Origin of the sequence: Arenimonas soli, from assembly GCF_014643775.1 — a bacterium.
In the GTDB taxonomy this organism is placed as follows: domain Bacteria; phylum Pseudomonadota; class Gammaproteobacteria; order Xanthomonadales; family Xanthomonadaceae; genus Arenimonas; species Arenimonas soli.
This window is the reverse complement of the sequence record NZ_BMKC01000001.1, coordinates 665,434-679,814: the sequence shown is the minus strand read 5'-3', so window position 1 is coordinate 679,814 and position 14,381 is coordinate 665,434. Positions and strand designations below refer to the sequence as shown.

12 protein-coding genes and 1 riboswitch are annotated in these 14,381 nt (G+C 68.2%); of the genes, 8 read left to right on the top strand and 4 right to left on the bottom strand.

The genetic code is table 11. The annotated features are described in order from the left end of the window. Positions 1-11: 11 nt before the first annotated feature. Both IEX13_RS03195 and IEX13_RS03190 read right to left on the bottom strand, forming a co-directional pair. Entirely contained in the window at positions 12-863 is an 852-nt protein-coding gene (locus tag IEX13_RS03195; RefSeq protein ID WP_188661249.1) for a 2OG-Fe(II) oxygenase, read from the bottom strand. 139 nt (positions 864-1,002) lie between these two features. Continuing rightward, positions 1,003-2,307 (bottom strand): OprO/OprP family phosphate-selective porin, encoded by a 1,305-nt coding sequence (locus IEX13_RS03190; protein WP_188661246.1) that lies wholly within the window; start codon positions 2,305-2,307, stop codon positions 1,003-1,005. Between the two features lie 243 nt (positions 2,308-2,550). Here IEX13_RS03190 and pstS point away from each other — a divergent pair, with 243 nt between their 5' ends. The 7 genes from pstS to IEX13_RS03155 all read left to right on the top strand — a co-directional run bounded on the left by pstS (position 2,551) and on the right by IEX13_RS03155 (position 8,760). Further along, on the top strand, positions 2,551-3,567 hold the full coding sequence (gene pstS / locus IEX13_RS03185) for a phosphate ABC transporter substrate-binding protein PstS (RefSeq protein WP_229668434.1): 1,017 nt from the start codon (positions 2,551-2,553) through the stop codon (positions 3,565-3,567). Positions 3,568-3,652: 85 nt separating this feature from the next. Beyond that, positions 3,653-4,621 carry a phosphate ABC transporter permease subunit PstC gene (pstC, locus tag IEX13_RS03180; protein WP_188661240.1) on the top strand — a complete coding sequence of 323 codons (969 nt, stop codon included), beginning with the start codon at positions 3,653-3,655 and terminating at the stop codon, positions 4,619-4,621. Next, positions 4,621-5,484, top strand: coding sequence for a phosphate ABC transporter permease PstA (pstA, locus tag IEX13_RS03175; RefSeq protein ID WP_188661237.1), 864 nt, complete (start codon positions 4,621-4,623; stop codon positions 5,482-5,484). The genes pstC and pstA overlap by 1 nt, the downstream gene beginning before the upstream one ends. Then, a complete protein-coding gene (gene pstB / locus IEX13_RS03170; protein ID WP_188661234.1) occupies positions 5,477-6,295 on the top strand; it encodes a phosphate ABC transporter ATP-binding protein PstB in 819 nt (272 codons plus the stop codon). Before pstA ends, pstB begins: the two co-directional genes overlap by 8 nt. 16 nt (positions 6,296-6,311) lie before the next feature. Further along, entirely contained in the window at positions 6,312-7,025 is a 714-nt protein-coding gene (phoU, locus tag IEX13_RS03165; RefSeq protein ID WP_188661230.1) for a phosphate signaling complex protein PhoU, read from the top strand. Between the two features lie 39 nt (positions 7,026-7,064). After that, positions 7,065-7,973: a YihY/virulence factor BrkB family protein gene (locus IEX13_RS03160; protein WP_308423887.1), complete on the top strand. Its 909-nt coding sequence runs from the start codon at positions 7,065-7,067 to the stop codon at positions 7,971-7,973. A gap of 235 nt (positions 7,974-8,208) precedes the next feature. Beyond that, positions 8,209-8,760, top strand: a complete 552-nt coding sequence (locus IEX13_RS03155) for a hypothetical protein (RefSeq protein ID WP_188661224.1) — start codon at positions 8,209-8,211, stop codon at positions 8,758-8,760. Positions 8,761-9,111: 351 nt separating this feature from the next. On the opposite strand, the gene IEX13_RS03150 is transcribed toward IEX13_RS03155, so the two are convergent. Beyond that, positions 9,112-10,557, bottom strand: a complete 1,446-nt coding sequence (locus IEX13_RS03150; RefSeq protein ID WP_188661221.1) for an NAD(P)-binding domain-containing protein — start codon at positions 10,555-10,557, stop codon at positions 9,112-9,114. A gap of 66 nt (positions 10,558-10,623) precedes the next feature. Continuing rightward, entirely contained in the window at positions 10,624-11,139 is a 516-nt protein-coding gene (locus tag IEX13_RS03145) for a MarR family winged helix-turn-helix transcriptional regulator (protein WP_188661218.1), read from the bottom strand. A gap of 195 nt (positions 11,140-11,334) precedes the next feature. Then, a riboswitch (glycine riboswitch) is annotated at positions 11,335-11,435 on the top strand. A gap of 40 nt (positions 11,436-11,475) precedes the next feature. Here IEX13_RS03145 and gcvP point away from each other — a divergent pair. Further along, a complete protein-coding gene (gene gcvP / locus IEX13_RS03140; protein ID WP_188661215.1) occupies positions 11,476-14,340 on the top strand; it encodes an aminomethyl-transferring glycine dehydrogenase in 2,865 nt (954 codons plus the stop codon). Positions 14,341-14,381 lie beyond the last annotated feature (41 nt).

Genomic DNA, 14,381 nt, shown 5'->3' with positions numbered 1-14,381 from the left:
CCGGGCGGGGCCTAGTGGAACTCGCCCAGCCGGAGCCACTTGGTGACCACCCATTTCTCGCCCGCCACCACCGGCGCGCCGCCATGGCGGGTCCCGGTCATCGGGTGCGGACGGTCGTAGCTGAAGAAGACGGCATTGCCTTTCACGGGCGCCACCTTGAAGCCCGCGTCAGGGAAGGTCGTCTCGCCGCCCGCGTCGGGCGTGTTGAGGTACATGACAATCGAGGCCACGCGCTGGCCGCCATTGGCCAGGATGCCGGCCGTGCCGGACTTGGCCGGGTCGAAATAGTCGAAATGCGGCTTGTATTCGGCACCGGGACCGTACCGCAGCACCTGCAGGCCTTCACCGAATTCAACGGGCCACGCGCAAAGCTTGGCCAGCCTGGCTTCCAGGCGGCGGCACAGGGCGTTTTCGCCGCGGGTGAAGAACATGCCCTCGCTCGTCCGGGCCTCGTGGACCTGGCTGACGCCTTCGTCGAGCAGGAAGGTTTCCGAGCGCTGCAGGCGGGTCCGGGCCAGCGCGATGAACTCGTCGCATTCCTCGTCCGACAGCAGGCCGCCCAGCACCACCACGCGCGGATGCCGCAGGTAGGCCAGCACCGGCACCTTGCGGTCGCCACCGTCGAGCAGGTGCGAACCGCCGGCTTCCATGGGTTCGGGCACGGGAGTGGGTTCCGGCAGGCCATTGGCGCGCGCGTGTTCCACCAGCAGGCCGTGCAGGACGTCCTGCACCACGGTGATGGCCTCGTCCTGCTGCCAGCCTTCGGCGACCATCGCGGCCACCACCTCCAGCGGCTCCCGGCCCGCGCGGGCCTGTTCGGTGATCCATTCCCGCACGGGCGCGGGCGATTCGAGCGTGCTCATCAATTCTCCGGGGCTTCGGACCTGGCCGCCCCATGGTAGCGCCACGGGCGGGCCCCGGAAGTCCCGGAATCGACGGTCCCGGAAAAAAAAGACGGGTGCGACCAGGCGAACCCGGTCGCACCCGTCCGGTCGGAACGGATCAGAAGTTGAACTGCGTGCGCAGCGCGAACTGGCCGGTCTCGTCGCCGCTGAAGTCGTTGTCACCCTGGGTGTAGTTGAACATCACGCGCAGGTTGGAGTTGACGTAGTAGTTCATGCCCAGGATCCAGGCGCTGGCCTCGAGGCCAGGGATGTCCTGGTTCTCGATATGGTCGTAGCGCGCGGTCAGCTCCCACAGCCCCCGGTCGGTGACCTTGGGCGAACCGAACACGCCATTGCCCGCCTTGTAGACCTTGCGACCACCGTTGAGCATCACGCTGCCCTGCAGGTAGAAGGTCTGCACGTCCTGGTCGGCGCCCAGCGGCTGGCCGAAGCTGGCGTTGGCGAATTCGGACTGGAAGAAGACCGGGCCGAACAGTCCGGCCACTTCCAGGCCCAGCGCACCGACCTGCTCGCCACCGGCCCCCGGGGACGTGGCGATGCCCAGGCTCGGGCCGCGCCGACCGGCGTAGTTGGCCGAAGCCGAGAGGCTGGCCGAGCCCTGGTTGATGTTTTCGTGGCTGTACCAGGCACCCAGGTGCAGGACCTGTTCTGTCCCCATCATCGGCGCCCAGGTCGTACGGCCGGCAAAACCCATGCCCTCGTTGCGCGGGCCGGTGGCGCCGCGCAGGTTGAACGCGGTGCCACCGGCGGTCCAGTTGTCGCCGGCCACCAGGTAGCCCACGCCCTGCTGGAACTGGCGGCCGCTGAACAGGCCGGTGGCCGATGCGAACGGGCGCTCCATCATCAGGATCTCGTTGGAGCTGGTCAGCTCCTCCATCGACCGGTAGGGCTTGAAGTGGCCAATGGTCAGCTTGCCCGGGCCCAGGTTCCTGGCGATGTAGAGGTCGCGCAGGCCGTCGAGGTTGGTGCCGCCGGCGAAGTCCTGCTCCATCTTGTATTCCCAGCCCGCGACCGTACCGCCCAGCGTCAGGCGGGCGCGGCGGAATTCGGTGGTGCCGGTGGTGGCGGCCAGGTCGCGGTCCCAGGCGTAACCATCGAAGTGGAGCCGGCCACCGAGGCTGAAGGAGGCCTTGCCGTCCGCCGACGTCACTTTCAGGCCGCCCTTGGTCTCGACCTTGGGCTGGCTGGCCTGCATTCCCTTGATGGCTTCCGCGGTGTCCACGTTCACGGCCGACTGGGCGTCGTCACGGGCCTCGAGCTGCTCGATCCGGTTCATCAGCATCGACACCTGGGCCTTGAGTTCGGCGATTTCCTGGTCACTTGCCTGCTGGGCGTGGGCGGTGGCGGGGCTGAGGCCCGCGATGGCGGCCGCGAGCGACGCGGCCAGGATGGTCAAACGCATGACATGAACTCCTTGGAGAATGGACAACCGTTAGAGGGCGGTTAAGCGAGCACAGACTGACGCGCCATTGTGACGGCAACTTGTGGGTTTCATGACAGCCAGGTGACGGTGGCCGCCTGGCCTGCGGCCGGCTTGTCACACGAATGTCATGAACAGGAAACAAGCTTGTCACCGGTCCGGCCTGTAATGGCCCGGCATCGGGGCACGCCCCGTCGCCGCACCCACCTTCCAAGGAGTCGCAACGTGCTCAAGACCTTCAAGTGCAGCCTGGCCACCATCGCCCTGGCCGCCGGCCTGGCCCCCGCCATCCATGCCGCCGAAATCACCGGCGCAGGCGCCTCGTTCGTGTTTCCCACCATGTCCCGCTGGTCGGCCGACTACAACACCGCCACCGGCCACCGCGTGAACTACCAGTCCATCGGCTCGGGCGGCGGCATCGCCCAGATCAAGGCCAACACCGTCGACTTCGGTTCCTCGGACGCCCCGCTCAAGCCCGAGGACCTGGCCGCCTCCAACCTGGCCCAGTTCCCGTCCGTGATGGGCGGCATCGTGCCGGCCTTCAACGTGCCGGGCATCAATGCCAACGACCTCAGGCTCGACGGTGCCACCCTGGCCAACATCTACCTGGGCAAGATCACCAAGTGGAACGACCCGGCCATCGCCGGCCTCAACCCCGGCCTGGCCCTGCCGGACCTGCGCATCACCGTCGTGCACCGCTCGGACGGCTCGGGCACCACCTTCAATTTCGTCAACTACCTGTCCAAGGTGTCGCCGGAATGGCAGACCAAGGTCGGTGAAGGCACCTCCGTGCGCTGGCCGACCGGCGTGGGTGGCAAGGGCAACGAAGGCGTGACCGCCTACGTGAAGCAGATCAAGGGCGCCATCGGTTACATCGAGCTGTCCTACGCGCTGACCAACAAGGTCGCCTACGCCAGCATGAAGAACGCCAACGGCAAGTACGTGCAGGCCTCGGACGCGTCGATCCAGGCCGCCGCGGCCAGCGCCGAGTGGGGCAAGGCCAAGGACTTCTACCTGGTGGTGACCAACGCCCCGGGCGACGAGGCCTGGCCGATCGCCGCGACCAACTTCATCCTGATGTCCAAGCGCCCGAAGAACGCCGAAGGCAACAAGGCCGCCCGCGAGTTCTTCGACTGGGTCTACGAAAACGGCGACGAGTCGGCCACCCAGCTCGGCTACGTGCCGCTGCCGGACGCGCTGGTCGAGCAGATCGAAGCCTACTGGGCTGCCAGCTTCAAGTAACTGACAAACCGCTGTTCCGGCCCGCGCGCCACCCGGCGCGCGGGCCTGCTTACGAACGCAGGCCCCCAACACTAGAGCGCCGCGCATGCACACCGCTTCCGCCCCGAATCCCGTCGACCGTCCGCACCGCGCCGATGCCTTCCGCGACTGGGCGTTCCGGAACATCGTCACCCTGGCCGGCTGGTTCGTACTGGCCGCCCTGGGCCTGGCCGCACTCTCGATGCTCTGGGGTGGCCGCGAAGCCTTCATGGAGTTCGGCCCAGGCTTCCTGACCTCGACGGCCTGGAACCCGGTCACCGAAGAGTACGGCGCGCTGGTCGCGATCTACGGCACGGTGGTCAGCACGATCATCGCGATGATCATCGCGGTGCCGGTGAGCTTCGGTATCGCCCTGTTCCTTACCGAAGTGGCGCCGGCCTGGATCCGGCAGCCGCTGGGCACCGCCATCGAACTGCTGGCCGGCATCCCGTCGATCATCTACGGCATGTGGGGCCTGTTCGTACTGGCGCCCTTCCTGGCCGACAACGTCTACCCCTGGGTCGACGAGAACATGGGCGCACTGCCCTTCCTGGGCGTGCTCTTCCGCGGCCCGCCGCTGGGCATCGGCATGCTGACCGCCGGCATCGTGCTGGCGATCATGGTCATTCCCTTCATTTCTTCGGTGATGCGCGACGTCTTCATGACCGTGCCCAACCGCCTGAAGGAATCGGCCTACGCACTCGGCTCGACCACCTTCGAAGTGGTCTGGGACATCGTGCTGCCCTACACCCGTTCGGCGGTGATCGGCGGCATCTTCCTGGGCATGGGCCGCGCGCTGGGCGAAACCATGGCCGTCACCTTCGTGCTGGGCAACTCGCACAACATCCATGCTTCGCTGCTGATGCCCGGCAACTCCATCGCCGCGTCCATCGCCAACGAGTTCGCCGAGGCCACCACGCCGATGTACCAGTCGGCGCTGCTGGCGCTGGGCTTCGTGCTGTTCATCGTGACCTTCGTGGTGCTGGCGATCGCCAAGCTGATGCTGATGCGCCTGGCCAAGCGGGAGGGCAACTGATGAATACCGCCACCCGCAACCTGTACATCCGTCGCCGGCTGGTCAACGGCATGGCCATGGTGTTCTCCGGCGCCGCGACCATCTTCGGCCTGTTCTTCCTGGTCTGGATCCTCTGGGTGACGATCAGCAGGGGCATCGATGCGATGAGCCTGCAGCTGTTCACCGAGATGACGCCGCCGCCGGGCCAGGACACCGGCGGCCTGAAGAACGCCATCGTCGGCTCGCTGATGCTGAGCGCGCTGGCCGTGCTCATGGGTGCGCCGGTCGGCATCGCCGCCGGCACCTACCTGGCCGAATACGCGCGGTCCAGGAAGATCGGCGAGGTGATCCGCTTCGTCAACGACATCCTGCTGTCTGCACCCTCGATTGTGCTGGGCCTGTTCATCTACACGCTGGTGGTGCGCACGACGGGCAGCTTCTCGGGCTGGGCCGGCGCGGTCGCCCTGGCCTTCATCGTGCTGCCCGTGGTGGTGCGCACCACCGACGAGATGCTGCGCCTGGTGCCCAGCCAGATGCGCGAGGCGGCGCTGTCGCTGGGCATCCCGCAGTGGAAGGTGACCACGCAGATCCTCTACCGCGCCGCGCTGCCGGGCATCATCACCGGCGTGCTGCTGGCGCTGGCGCGCATCTCCGGCGAAACAGCGCCGCTGCTGTTCACCGCCTTCAACAACCAGTACTGGAACACCGACCTGGGCAGCGCCATGCCCAACCTGCCGGTCACCATCTTCCAGTTCGCCATGAGCCCCTTCGAATACTGGAACCAGCTGGCCTGGGCCGGCGCCTTCCTGATCACCCTGTTCGTGCTGACGGTGTCCCTGCTCGCACGCTTCCTCCTCCTGCGAAACAAGACCCAACATGACTAACGCCCCGATCACCTTCGCCACCGCCGTGCCGAAAGCGGCCGTCGACGATTCGCCGCTGGAGGTCAAGCTGGCCGCACGCGACCTCGCCTTCCATTACGGCGACTTCGCCGCGCTCAAGGACATCAACCTCGATGTCCCCAAGAACAAGGTGACCGCGCTTATCGGCCCTTCGGGCTGCGGCAAGTCGACGCTGCTGCGCGTGTTCAACCGCATCTACTCGATCTATCCGGGCCAGCGTGCCAGCGGCCAAGTGCTGCTTGACGGCGAGGACGTGTTGGACCCGAAGTACCCGCTCAACAAGCTGCGCAGCAAGATCGGCATGGTGTTCCAGAAGCCGGTGCCGTTCCCGATGTCGATCCACGACAACATCGCCTACGGCATCGGCCACTACGAAAACCTGTCGAAGGCCGACATGGCCAACCGCGTCGAGGAAGCCCTGCGCCAGGCGGCGCTGTGGGACGAGGTGAAGGACAAGCTCAAGCAGACGGCCCTTGGACTTTCGGGTGGCCAGCAGCAGCGCCTGTGCATCGCGCGCGCGGTGGCCCTGAAGCCGCAGGTGATCCTGTTCGACGAACCGACCTCGGCGCTCGACCCCATCGCCACCGGCAAGATCGAGCAGCTCTTCGCCGAGCTCAAGCAGCAGTTCACCATCCTCATCGTCACCCACAACATGCAGCAGGCGGCGCGTTGCTCGGACTTCACCGCCTTCATGTACCTGGGCGAACTGGTCGAGCATGGCCCGACCACCACCATCTTCACCAAGCCCACCAAGCAGCAGACCGAAGACTACATCACCGGTCGTTTCGGCTGAGCCAAGGACCCCTGCCATGCCCACTTCCCACGACCACATCGTCAAGAGCTACGACGAAGAGCTCACTCGCCTCGACGGCGAGATCATCCGCATGGGCCAGATCGCCGTCGCCCAGCTCGACGCCGCCATCGACGTGCTGCAGCGCCGCGACACCCAGGCCGCCATGCGCGTGGTGGCCAACGACGAGGCCATCGACACGCTCGAACACGAAGTCAGCCACGACGTGCTGCGCCTGCTGGCCCTGCGCCAGCCGATGGCACGCGACCTGCGCGAGGTTTACGCCGCGCTGCGCATCTCGTCGGACATCGAACGCATCGGCGACTACGCCGCCAACGTCGCCAAGCGCAGCATGGTGCTCAACCAGACCGCGCCGGTATCGGCCGCCCGCGGCCTGCCGGCCCTGGCCAAGCTGGCCAACGCCCTGGTGACCGAGGCGCTGGAAGCCTACCGCGAGCGCGACGCCGACCGCGCCCTGGCCGTGCGCGGCCGCGACGTGGAGATCGACGCCGAATACACCGGCCTGTTCCGCGAACTGCTGACCTACATGGCCGAAGACCCGCGCCAGATCACCGCCTGCACCCACCTTTTGTTCATCGCCAAGAACATCGAACGCATCGGCGACCACGCCACCAACATCGCCGAGAACACCTGGTTCCTGGTGCACGGCGAACTGCCGGAAGGCGATCGCGAGAAGGGTGACCTGACCAGCCAGGTAACGGCCGGCCAGTAAGGCGCGACCCACGGCGTCATGCCCGCCATAATGGCGGGCATGAGCCCAGTCCCAAAGCAAAACCGCGCCGTCGCGGTCCTGCGCAGCTGGCGGAAGCTGCGCGAGGGCCTTGCGTCCAGGCTGTCGCCCTTGCGCGAAAGCCTGCCGGCCGAAGCGATGCGGCGTTTCGTCGACATCGACCTGCTGACCCACGCGGCTTCGCTTTCCTTCTACACGATGCTGTCGATGGCGCCGCTGCTGGTGCTGGTGCTTTGGCTCACCGCCTCGCTCTACCCGCCCGCCCAGGACGCGCTGATGGAGCAGATCGGCGTGGTCGCCGGCGACAACGCGCGCGAGGTCGCCCGCACCGTGATCAAGAACGCCCAGTACCAGCCCGACATCGGTTCGCTGGCCGGCTGGTGGAGCATCCTGCTGCTGTTCATCGGTGCCACCGCCGTCTTTGCCCGCCTGCAGGCCACGCTAAACCGCATCTTCAGCACCGACGCCACGAACCTGCCGCGCGGGCTGATGCCCTGGCTGCGCAAGCGGGTGTTTTCCTTCGGCGTGGTCTTTGCCCTGGGCTTCCTGCTGCTGGTGTCCATGCTGCTGGCCACCGCGCTGCAGGTGGTGCTGGCGCATGCGCCGTCCCTGCTGCCGCTGCTGGGCAACGTGGTCACGCTGCTGATGTACCTGATGGTTTTCGCCCTGCTCTATCGGTTCCTGCCCGACCGCCCCGTGCCCTGGCCGCGGGCCTTCATCGGCGGCGCGATCACCGCCGCGCTGTTTGTCCTGGGCCGCTGGGCCATCGGCCTGTACCTGGCCGAGGCGACCCCGGGCAGCGCCTATGGTTCCTTCGGAACCCTGGTGCTGCTGCTGGTGTGGATCTACTACGCCGCGCTGGTGTTCTTCTGCGGCGCCCTGGTCACCGCCGTGATGGACGACCGCCTGCGCCGACAGGCGAACCGCTGAAGGCAGCAGGGAAAGCAGGACCACGGCCAGCGCCAGCAGGATCCACCGCGGCTCCACCAACACCCCCGCCAGCGCCGCGGCAACCGGCGTCAGGGCACGCCCGATGCCCTGGCTCAGGGCCACCTGGCCGTTGCGATGGCCGGCGTCCGCGCCGAAGCGCAGCTGCACCAGCCACGGCCTGGCCAGGGTATGCAGGCCGGCACCCAGGCCGAACAAGGCCACGCCCAGGGCGGCGATGAAGGTCGAATGGGCGAAGGCCGCCGCGGCAAGCCCGGCGGCCTGCATCACCATCGGCCAGACCGTGAGCACGGCGACCGAAGGCAGGCGGCCGCCGCGCAGCAGCCACATCCTTCCCGGCAACTGCGCCACGCCGAAGGCCGACAGCACCAGGGCCGCCTGCGCCAGCTCGATGCCGCGCGCGACGAGCAGCGGCACGAACAGCGTGATCAGGGCCATGCCGGCGACGGTGCCGGAAGTGAATACCGTCGCGAGCGCGGTGATCGAACCCCGCGGGCGTGGGTGCTGCGCCGGCGGTGGCGCCGGGTGTTCCGGCACGGCGGGCAGGCCCGGCAGCACCTTGCGCTCCACCAGCCAGCCGGCTGCGAGCACCGCCACGGCACCGGCCAGCAGCGACGTCCGCAGGTCGGCGTATTCGACCAGGGTCCCGAGCAGCGGCAGGAAAATCGTGCTCGCCAATCCCCCCATCACCGTGACCGCCGCGAGTCCGCGAAGGCGGGGCGCCGGGTCGGCGATCGCCCGATGCACGAGGGCAAAAGCCGTTTCGTAGAGCGTGAGCGCCATGCCCGTTCCGATGCCCAGCCAACCCAGGAACAGGGCCGCCGGATGCCGGAGGAAGGCAAGCACCAGCAAGCCCGATACCCCCGCCAGCAGCCCGACCCGGAACAGCGCCGCACCGTGGCCGCCGTCGAAACCCTTCCCGACCCGCGGGGCCACCAGGGCCGCCACCAGCAAGGCGGCGGAGTACGCCGCCGCCACCCAGGCCATCGACAGCCCGAACTGCGCCTGCATGGGCAGTTGCCAGACGGGGAAGCCGTAATACAGCACGCCCCAGGCCACGCACTGCGCCAGACCCAGCCACCACACTGCCGCACCGCCGCTTCGCGACATCGCCAGGACCTCAGCCGCAGCAACCTGCCGTGGTCTGGACGGGCGGCTTGTCTACCGGGGCAGCCGGCTTCGGGGACCCGCAGCCGCAGCCCGTCTTTCCTTCGGCCTTCGCGTCCTCGTCGGCGACGCAGCAGGCCGAGCTGTCCTGGACAGGCGCGCCGCCGCAGCACCCCCCGGCGGCTTTCGCCGGCAGGCCGGCAGCAGTGGCTTCATCGGCAAACTGGGTGATGCAGACGCCGGTTTCCGGCAACACCAGTTCGACCCGGCGCGCGGCCTCCCAGTCACCCGCCAGGGCGGCGGTGACCGAGCGCACCTGTTCGTAGCCGGTGAGCAGCAGGAAGGTCGGGGCGCGGCCATAGCTCTTCATGCCGACGATGTAGATGCCGTCGTCCGGATGCCGCAGTTCTTGCGCACCGTGCGGGCGAACGCTGCCGCAGCTGTGCTGGTTCGGGTCGATCAGCGGGGCCAGCGCGGCCGGGCTTTGCGTGCCCGCGTGCAGCTTCAGCCGCACTTCCGACAACAGCGACAGGTCCGGGCGGAAGCCGGTGGCCGCGACGATCTCATCCACGGCAGGCAGGCTTCGTTCGCCGGCGTGGGCGACGATGCCCGAGGCCGTGTTTTCGAGCGCGTCGATCTCGACGCCGGTGTGCACGGTCAGCATGCCCTCGCCCACCAGCCGGGCGATGTCCTGGCCGAGCCGGCCGCGTTCCTTGAGCTGGTCGTTGTCGCCGCCCCCGAGCACGCGTGCCAGCGCATTGCGGCGCAGCGCCCAGTGCACGTGCATGCCCGGCGACAGCGTGGACAGGCGCGCCAGGTCCTTGAGCACGTTGAAGGCCGAATGGCCGCTGCCCACCACCAGCACGCGCTTGCCGGCGTAGCGCCCGCGTGCGCTGCCGAGAACGTCGGGGATGCCGTAGCTGATGCGCTCGCCCAGCGCACGCTCGCCCAGGGCCGGCAGGCCGGAAGCGCCCAGGGGGTTGGGGTTTTCGATGGTGCCCGAGGCATCGATCACGCCCTGGGCCCGCACCTCGTGTTCACCGCTGGCGTCCTGGTACTGCACCACGAAGGGCTGCGCCTCGCGGCCGGCGTCCTTCATCAGGTCACGTCGGTGGCGGGCCACGCCCAGCACGCGCGCACCCAGGCGCAGCCGCGGCGCTATCTCCGGGGTGGCGGCCAGGGGCCGCAGGTAATGGTCGACCACCTCGCCTCCGGTCGGGAAAGCGGCGAGCTCGGGTTGCTTCCAGCCGTTGGCCGCCAAGACCGCGCGAGCCTGGCTGTCGATGGTGAACTCCCAGGGCGAAAACATGCGCACATGGCCCCAGCGCTGCATGCCGGCGCCGACGGAATCACCCGCCTCGAGCACCAGCGGCTCCAGGCCGCGCGAAAGCAGGTGGGCGGCGGCGGCCAGGCCAACCGGGCCGGCGCCGATGATGACAACGGGAAGCGGGGTGTTCATGACGATCTCCTGTGGACTCCCGGACCGGGATTTGATTGGTAGAGACAACTATTCGGGCAAAAAAACTCAGCCGCAGCCCGGGCCGGGTTCGCCCGGGGCACAGCGGGACGGGGCGCAGGCGCCCGGAACAAAACGTTGTTCGGCGGCCCGGGCCAGGCGCTGGATCAGCTCGGTGGCGCCGGCGCGCACCTCGGGGGCCAGGTCGCCCAGCAGGGCCGCCTGCTGCTGCACCAGCTCTTCGTCGATGCGCTTGAACAGGTCGCGACCGGCAGGCGTGATGCGCAACGACTGGGCGCGGGCGTCATCGGGGTCGGGCAGGCGTTCGACGTAGGCCTTGCGCACCAAGGCATCGACCACGCGGGTGACGGTGCTCTTGTCCAGCCTCAGGGCCTCGGCCAGGGCCTGGGCGCGCATCGGGCCGCGTGCCACCAGGACTTCCAGGGCATGGCACTGGGTGACCGAGATGTCGTGGCAGCAGATGCGGTCGCGGTCGCGGACCTGGTAGATGCGCACCAGTTCGGCCACGGCGGCCTGGAGGCTGCGGGCGTCCTGCATCAGCTTGGTGTTGGCGGTGCTTGCCATGGGGTGCGGCCCTTTAGTTGCGTGTGCCAACCATATTCCCCTGCCCGGACCAGGTCAAGCCCCGGGATCAACAACCCGCCTTCACGGCCATCGGGTAGAATGGCCGGGCTCGATGCGCGGAGCGGGAGAGGCTGGCCATGGCCAGCGCCGAAGGCGTAACGCCCGTAATCGCTCAGGACCCGGAACCGCAACCGCGCGAGCGACTCTGGAGAGACCGGAACCAGCCGGCGCCGAAGGGGCATGGCCGCATTCAGATGCGGGCCAAAACTCTCAGGCAAAAGGACAGAGGGGCGCCCCGTGCGGCATGCACGGACCCTTCCCTCGTCCGGATCGACCATGAATCGCGACAGCCTGCGCCAGCTCGAGCACCACGACGCCTTCCTCGAACGCCACATCGGCCCCAACGACGCCGAGATCGCGCACATGCTGCGCACCATCGGCCACGATTCGCTTGAATCGCTGACCGACGCCATCGTGCCCGGCAGCATCAAGTCGGCCGCGCCGCTGGCACTTCCCGAAGCGATTTCCGAGGTCGAGGCGATCGCCAAGATCCGCGCCGTCGCCAGCCGCAACCAGGTCTTCCGCAGCTTCATCGGCCAGGGTTATTACGGCACCCACACGCCGCACGTGATCCTGCGCAACATCCTGGAAAACCCCGCCTGGTACACCGCCTACACGCCCTACCAGGCCGAGATATCCCAGGGCCGCATGGAAGCGCTGATCAACTTCCAGACCATGTGCGCCGACCTCACCGGCATGGAGATCGCCAACGCCTCCCTGCTCGACGAAGCCACCGCCGCCGCCGAGGCCATGACCCTGGCCAAGCGTTCGGGCAAGTCCAAGTCGAACGTATTCGCGGTGTCCAACGGCGTGCACCCGCAGACGCTGGAAGTGTTGCGCACCCGCGCCGAACCCCTGGGCATCGAACTGGCCATCGCCGCCGACGCCGAGCTGGCCGGCGTCGAAGCCTTCGGCGTGCTGCTGCAGTACCCCGACACCTACGGCCACGCCAACGACTACCGGGCCCTGGCCGAGACCGTGCACGCGCGCGGCGGCCTGGTCTGCGTGGCCACCGACCTGCTCGCCCTCGCCCTGCTCACCCCGCCGGGCGAATGGGGCGCCGACATCGTGGTCGGCAATACCCAGCGGTTTGGCGTGCCCTTCGGCTTCGGCGGCCCGCACGCGGCCTTCATGGCCTGCCGCGACGCCTTCAAGCGCTCGATGCCGGGCCGCCTGATTGGCGTTTCGATCGATGCCGAGGGCAAGGCCGCCTATCGTCTCACCCTGCAAACCCGCGAACAGCACATCCGCCGCGAGAAGGCCACGTCCAACATCTGCACCGCCCAGGTGCTGCTGGCCGTGATGGCGTCCATGTACGCCGTCTACCACGGCCCCGATGGCATCCGCCGCATCGCCACCCGCACCCATCGCCTGGCCGCGCTGCTGGCCACGGCGCTGCGCAAGGCCGACGTCGAAGTGGGCACCGGCTTCTTCGACACCCTGCACGTCACCGGCGTCGATGCCGACGCCGTGCACGCCCGCGCCGCCGCCGCGCGCATCAACCTGCGCCGCATCGACGGCCGCAGCCTGGCGATCAGCCTGGACGAAACCAGCACCCGCGCCGACGTGCTGGCCCTGGCCAAGCTGTTCGGCGCCCGCATCGAAGACATCGACGAACTCGACGCCACCACCGCCGACGCCCTGCCGGCGCCGCTGCGCCGCGAGTCCGACTTCATGATCCACCCGGTGTTCAACACCCACCACAGCGAACACGAGCTGCTGCGCTACATGCGTTCGCTGGCCGACAAGGACCTGGCCATGGATCGCACCATGATCCCGCTGGGCAGCTGCACGATGAAGCTCAACGGCACCGCCGAGATGATTCCGGTGACCTGGCCGGAGTTCGCCAACATCCATCCGCTGGCGCCGGCCGACCAGACCGGCGGCTACCGCGAACTGGTGGACACCCTGGAAGCGATGCTGGTCGAGTGCACCGGCTACGACGCCGTCAGCCTGCAGCCCAATTCCGGTGCCCAGGGCGAATACGCCGGCCTGCTGGCGATCCGCGCCTACCACCGCGCCAACGGCCAGCCCGAACGCGACATCTGCCTGATCCCGGAATCGGCGCACGGCACCAACCCGGCCTCGGCGCAGATGTGCGGCATGACCGTGGTGGTGACCAAGTGCGATGCCAACGGCAACGTCGACCTGGCCGACATCCGCCGCAACGCCGAGAAATATTCCGACCGCCTGGCGGCGCTGATGATCACCTACCCGTCCACCCACGGCGTGTTCGAGGAAGACGTGGTCGAAATCTGCGAAGTCGTGCACCAGCACGGCGGCCAGGTCTACACCGACGGTGCCAACATGAACGCGCTGGTCGGCCTGGCCAAGCCCGGCAAGTGGGGTTCGGACGTCAGCCACCTGAACCTGCACAAGACCTTCTGCATCCCGCACGGCGGCGGCGGCCCGGGCGTCGGCCCCTGCGCGGTGAAGGCGCACCTGGCGCCCTTCCTGCCCAAGGCCCTGGGCGGCCGCGGCGACGTCGGCATGGTCAGCGCCGCCACGTTCGGCAGCGCCTCGATCCTGCCGATCAGCTGGATGTACATCACGCTGATGGGCGCCGCGGGGCTGCGCAAGGCGACCCAGGTCGCCCTGCTCAACGCCAACTACATCGCCCGCCGCCTGGCGCCGCACTACAAGACGCTCTACACCGGCCGCAACGGCCTGGTGGCCCACGAATGCATCCTGGACCTGCGCCCGCTCAAGGACAGCACCGGCATCAGCGCCGAGGACGTGGCCAAGCGCCTTATCGATTTCGGCTTCCACGCGCCGACGCTGAGCTTCCCGGTCGCCGGCACGCTGATGGTCGAACCGACCGAAAGCGAATCCCTGCACGAACTCGACCGCTTCATCGACGCGATGATCCAGATCCGCGACGAGATCCGCGCCGTCGAGGAAGGCAAGCTCGACCGCGACGACAACCCGCTGCGCAACGCCCCGCACACCGCCACCGCGGTGACCGCCAGCGAGTGGACCCATGCCTACCCGCGTGAACTGGCCGCCTTCCCGCTGGCCAGCCTGCGCCAGCAGAAGTACTGGCCGCCGGTGGCGCGCGTGGACAACGTCTACGGCGACAAGAACGTGATGTGCGCCTGCATCCCGGTCGACGCCTACAAGGACGACCCCGCAGAAGCCTGATCGCCGGGAGGCGATCGGCCCCCTGTCTTCCGGCCTATTCC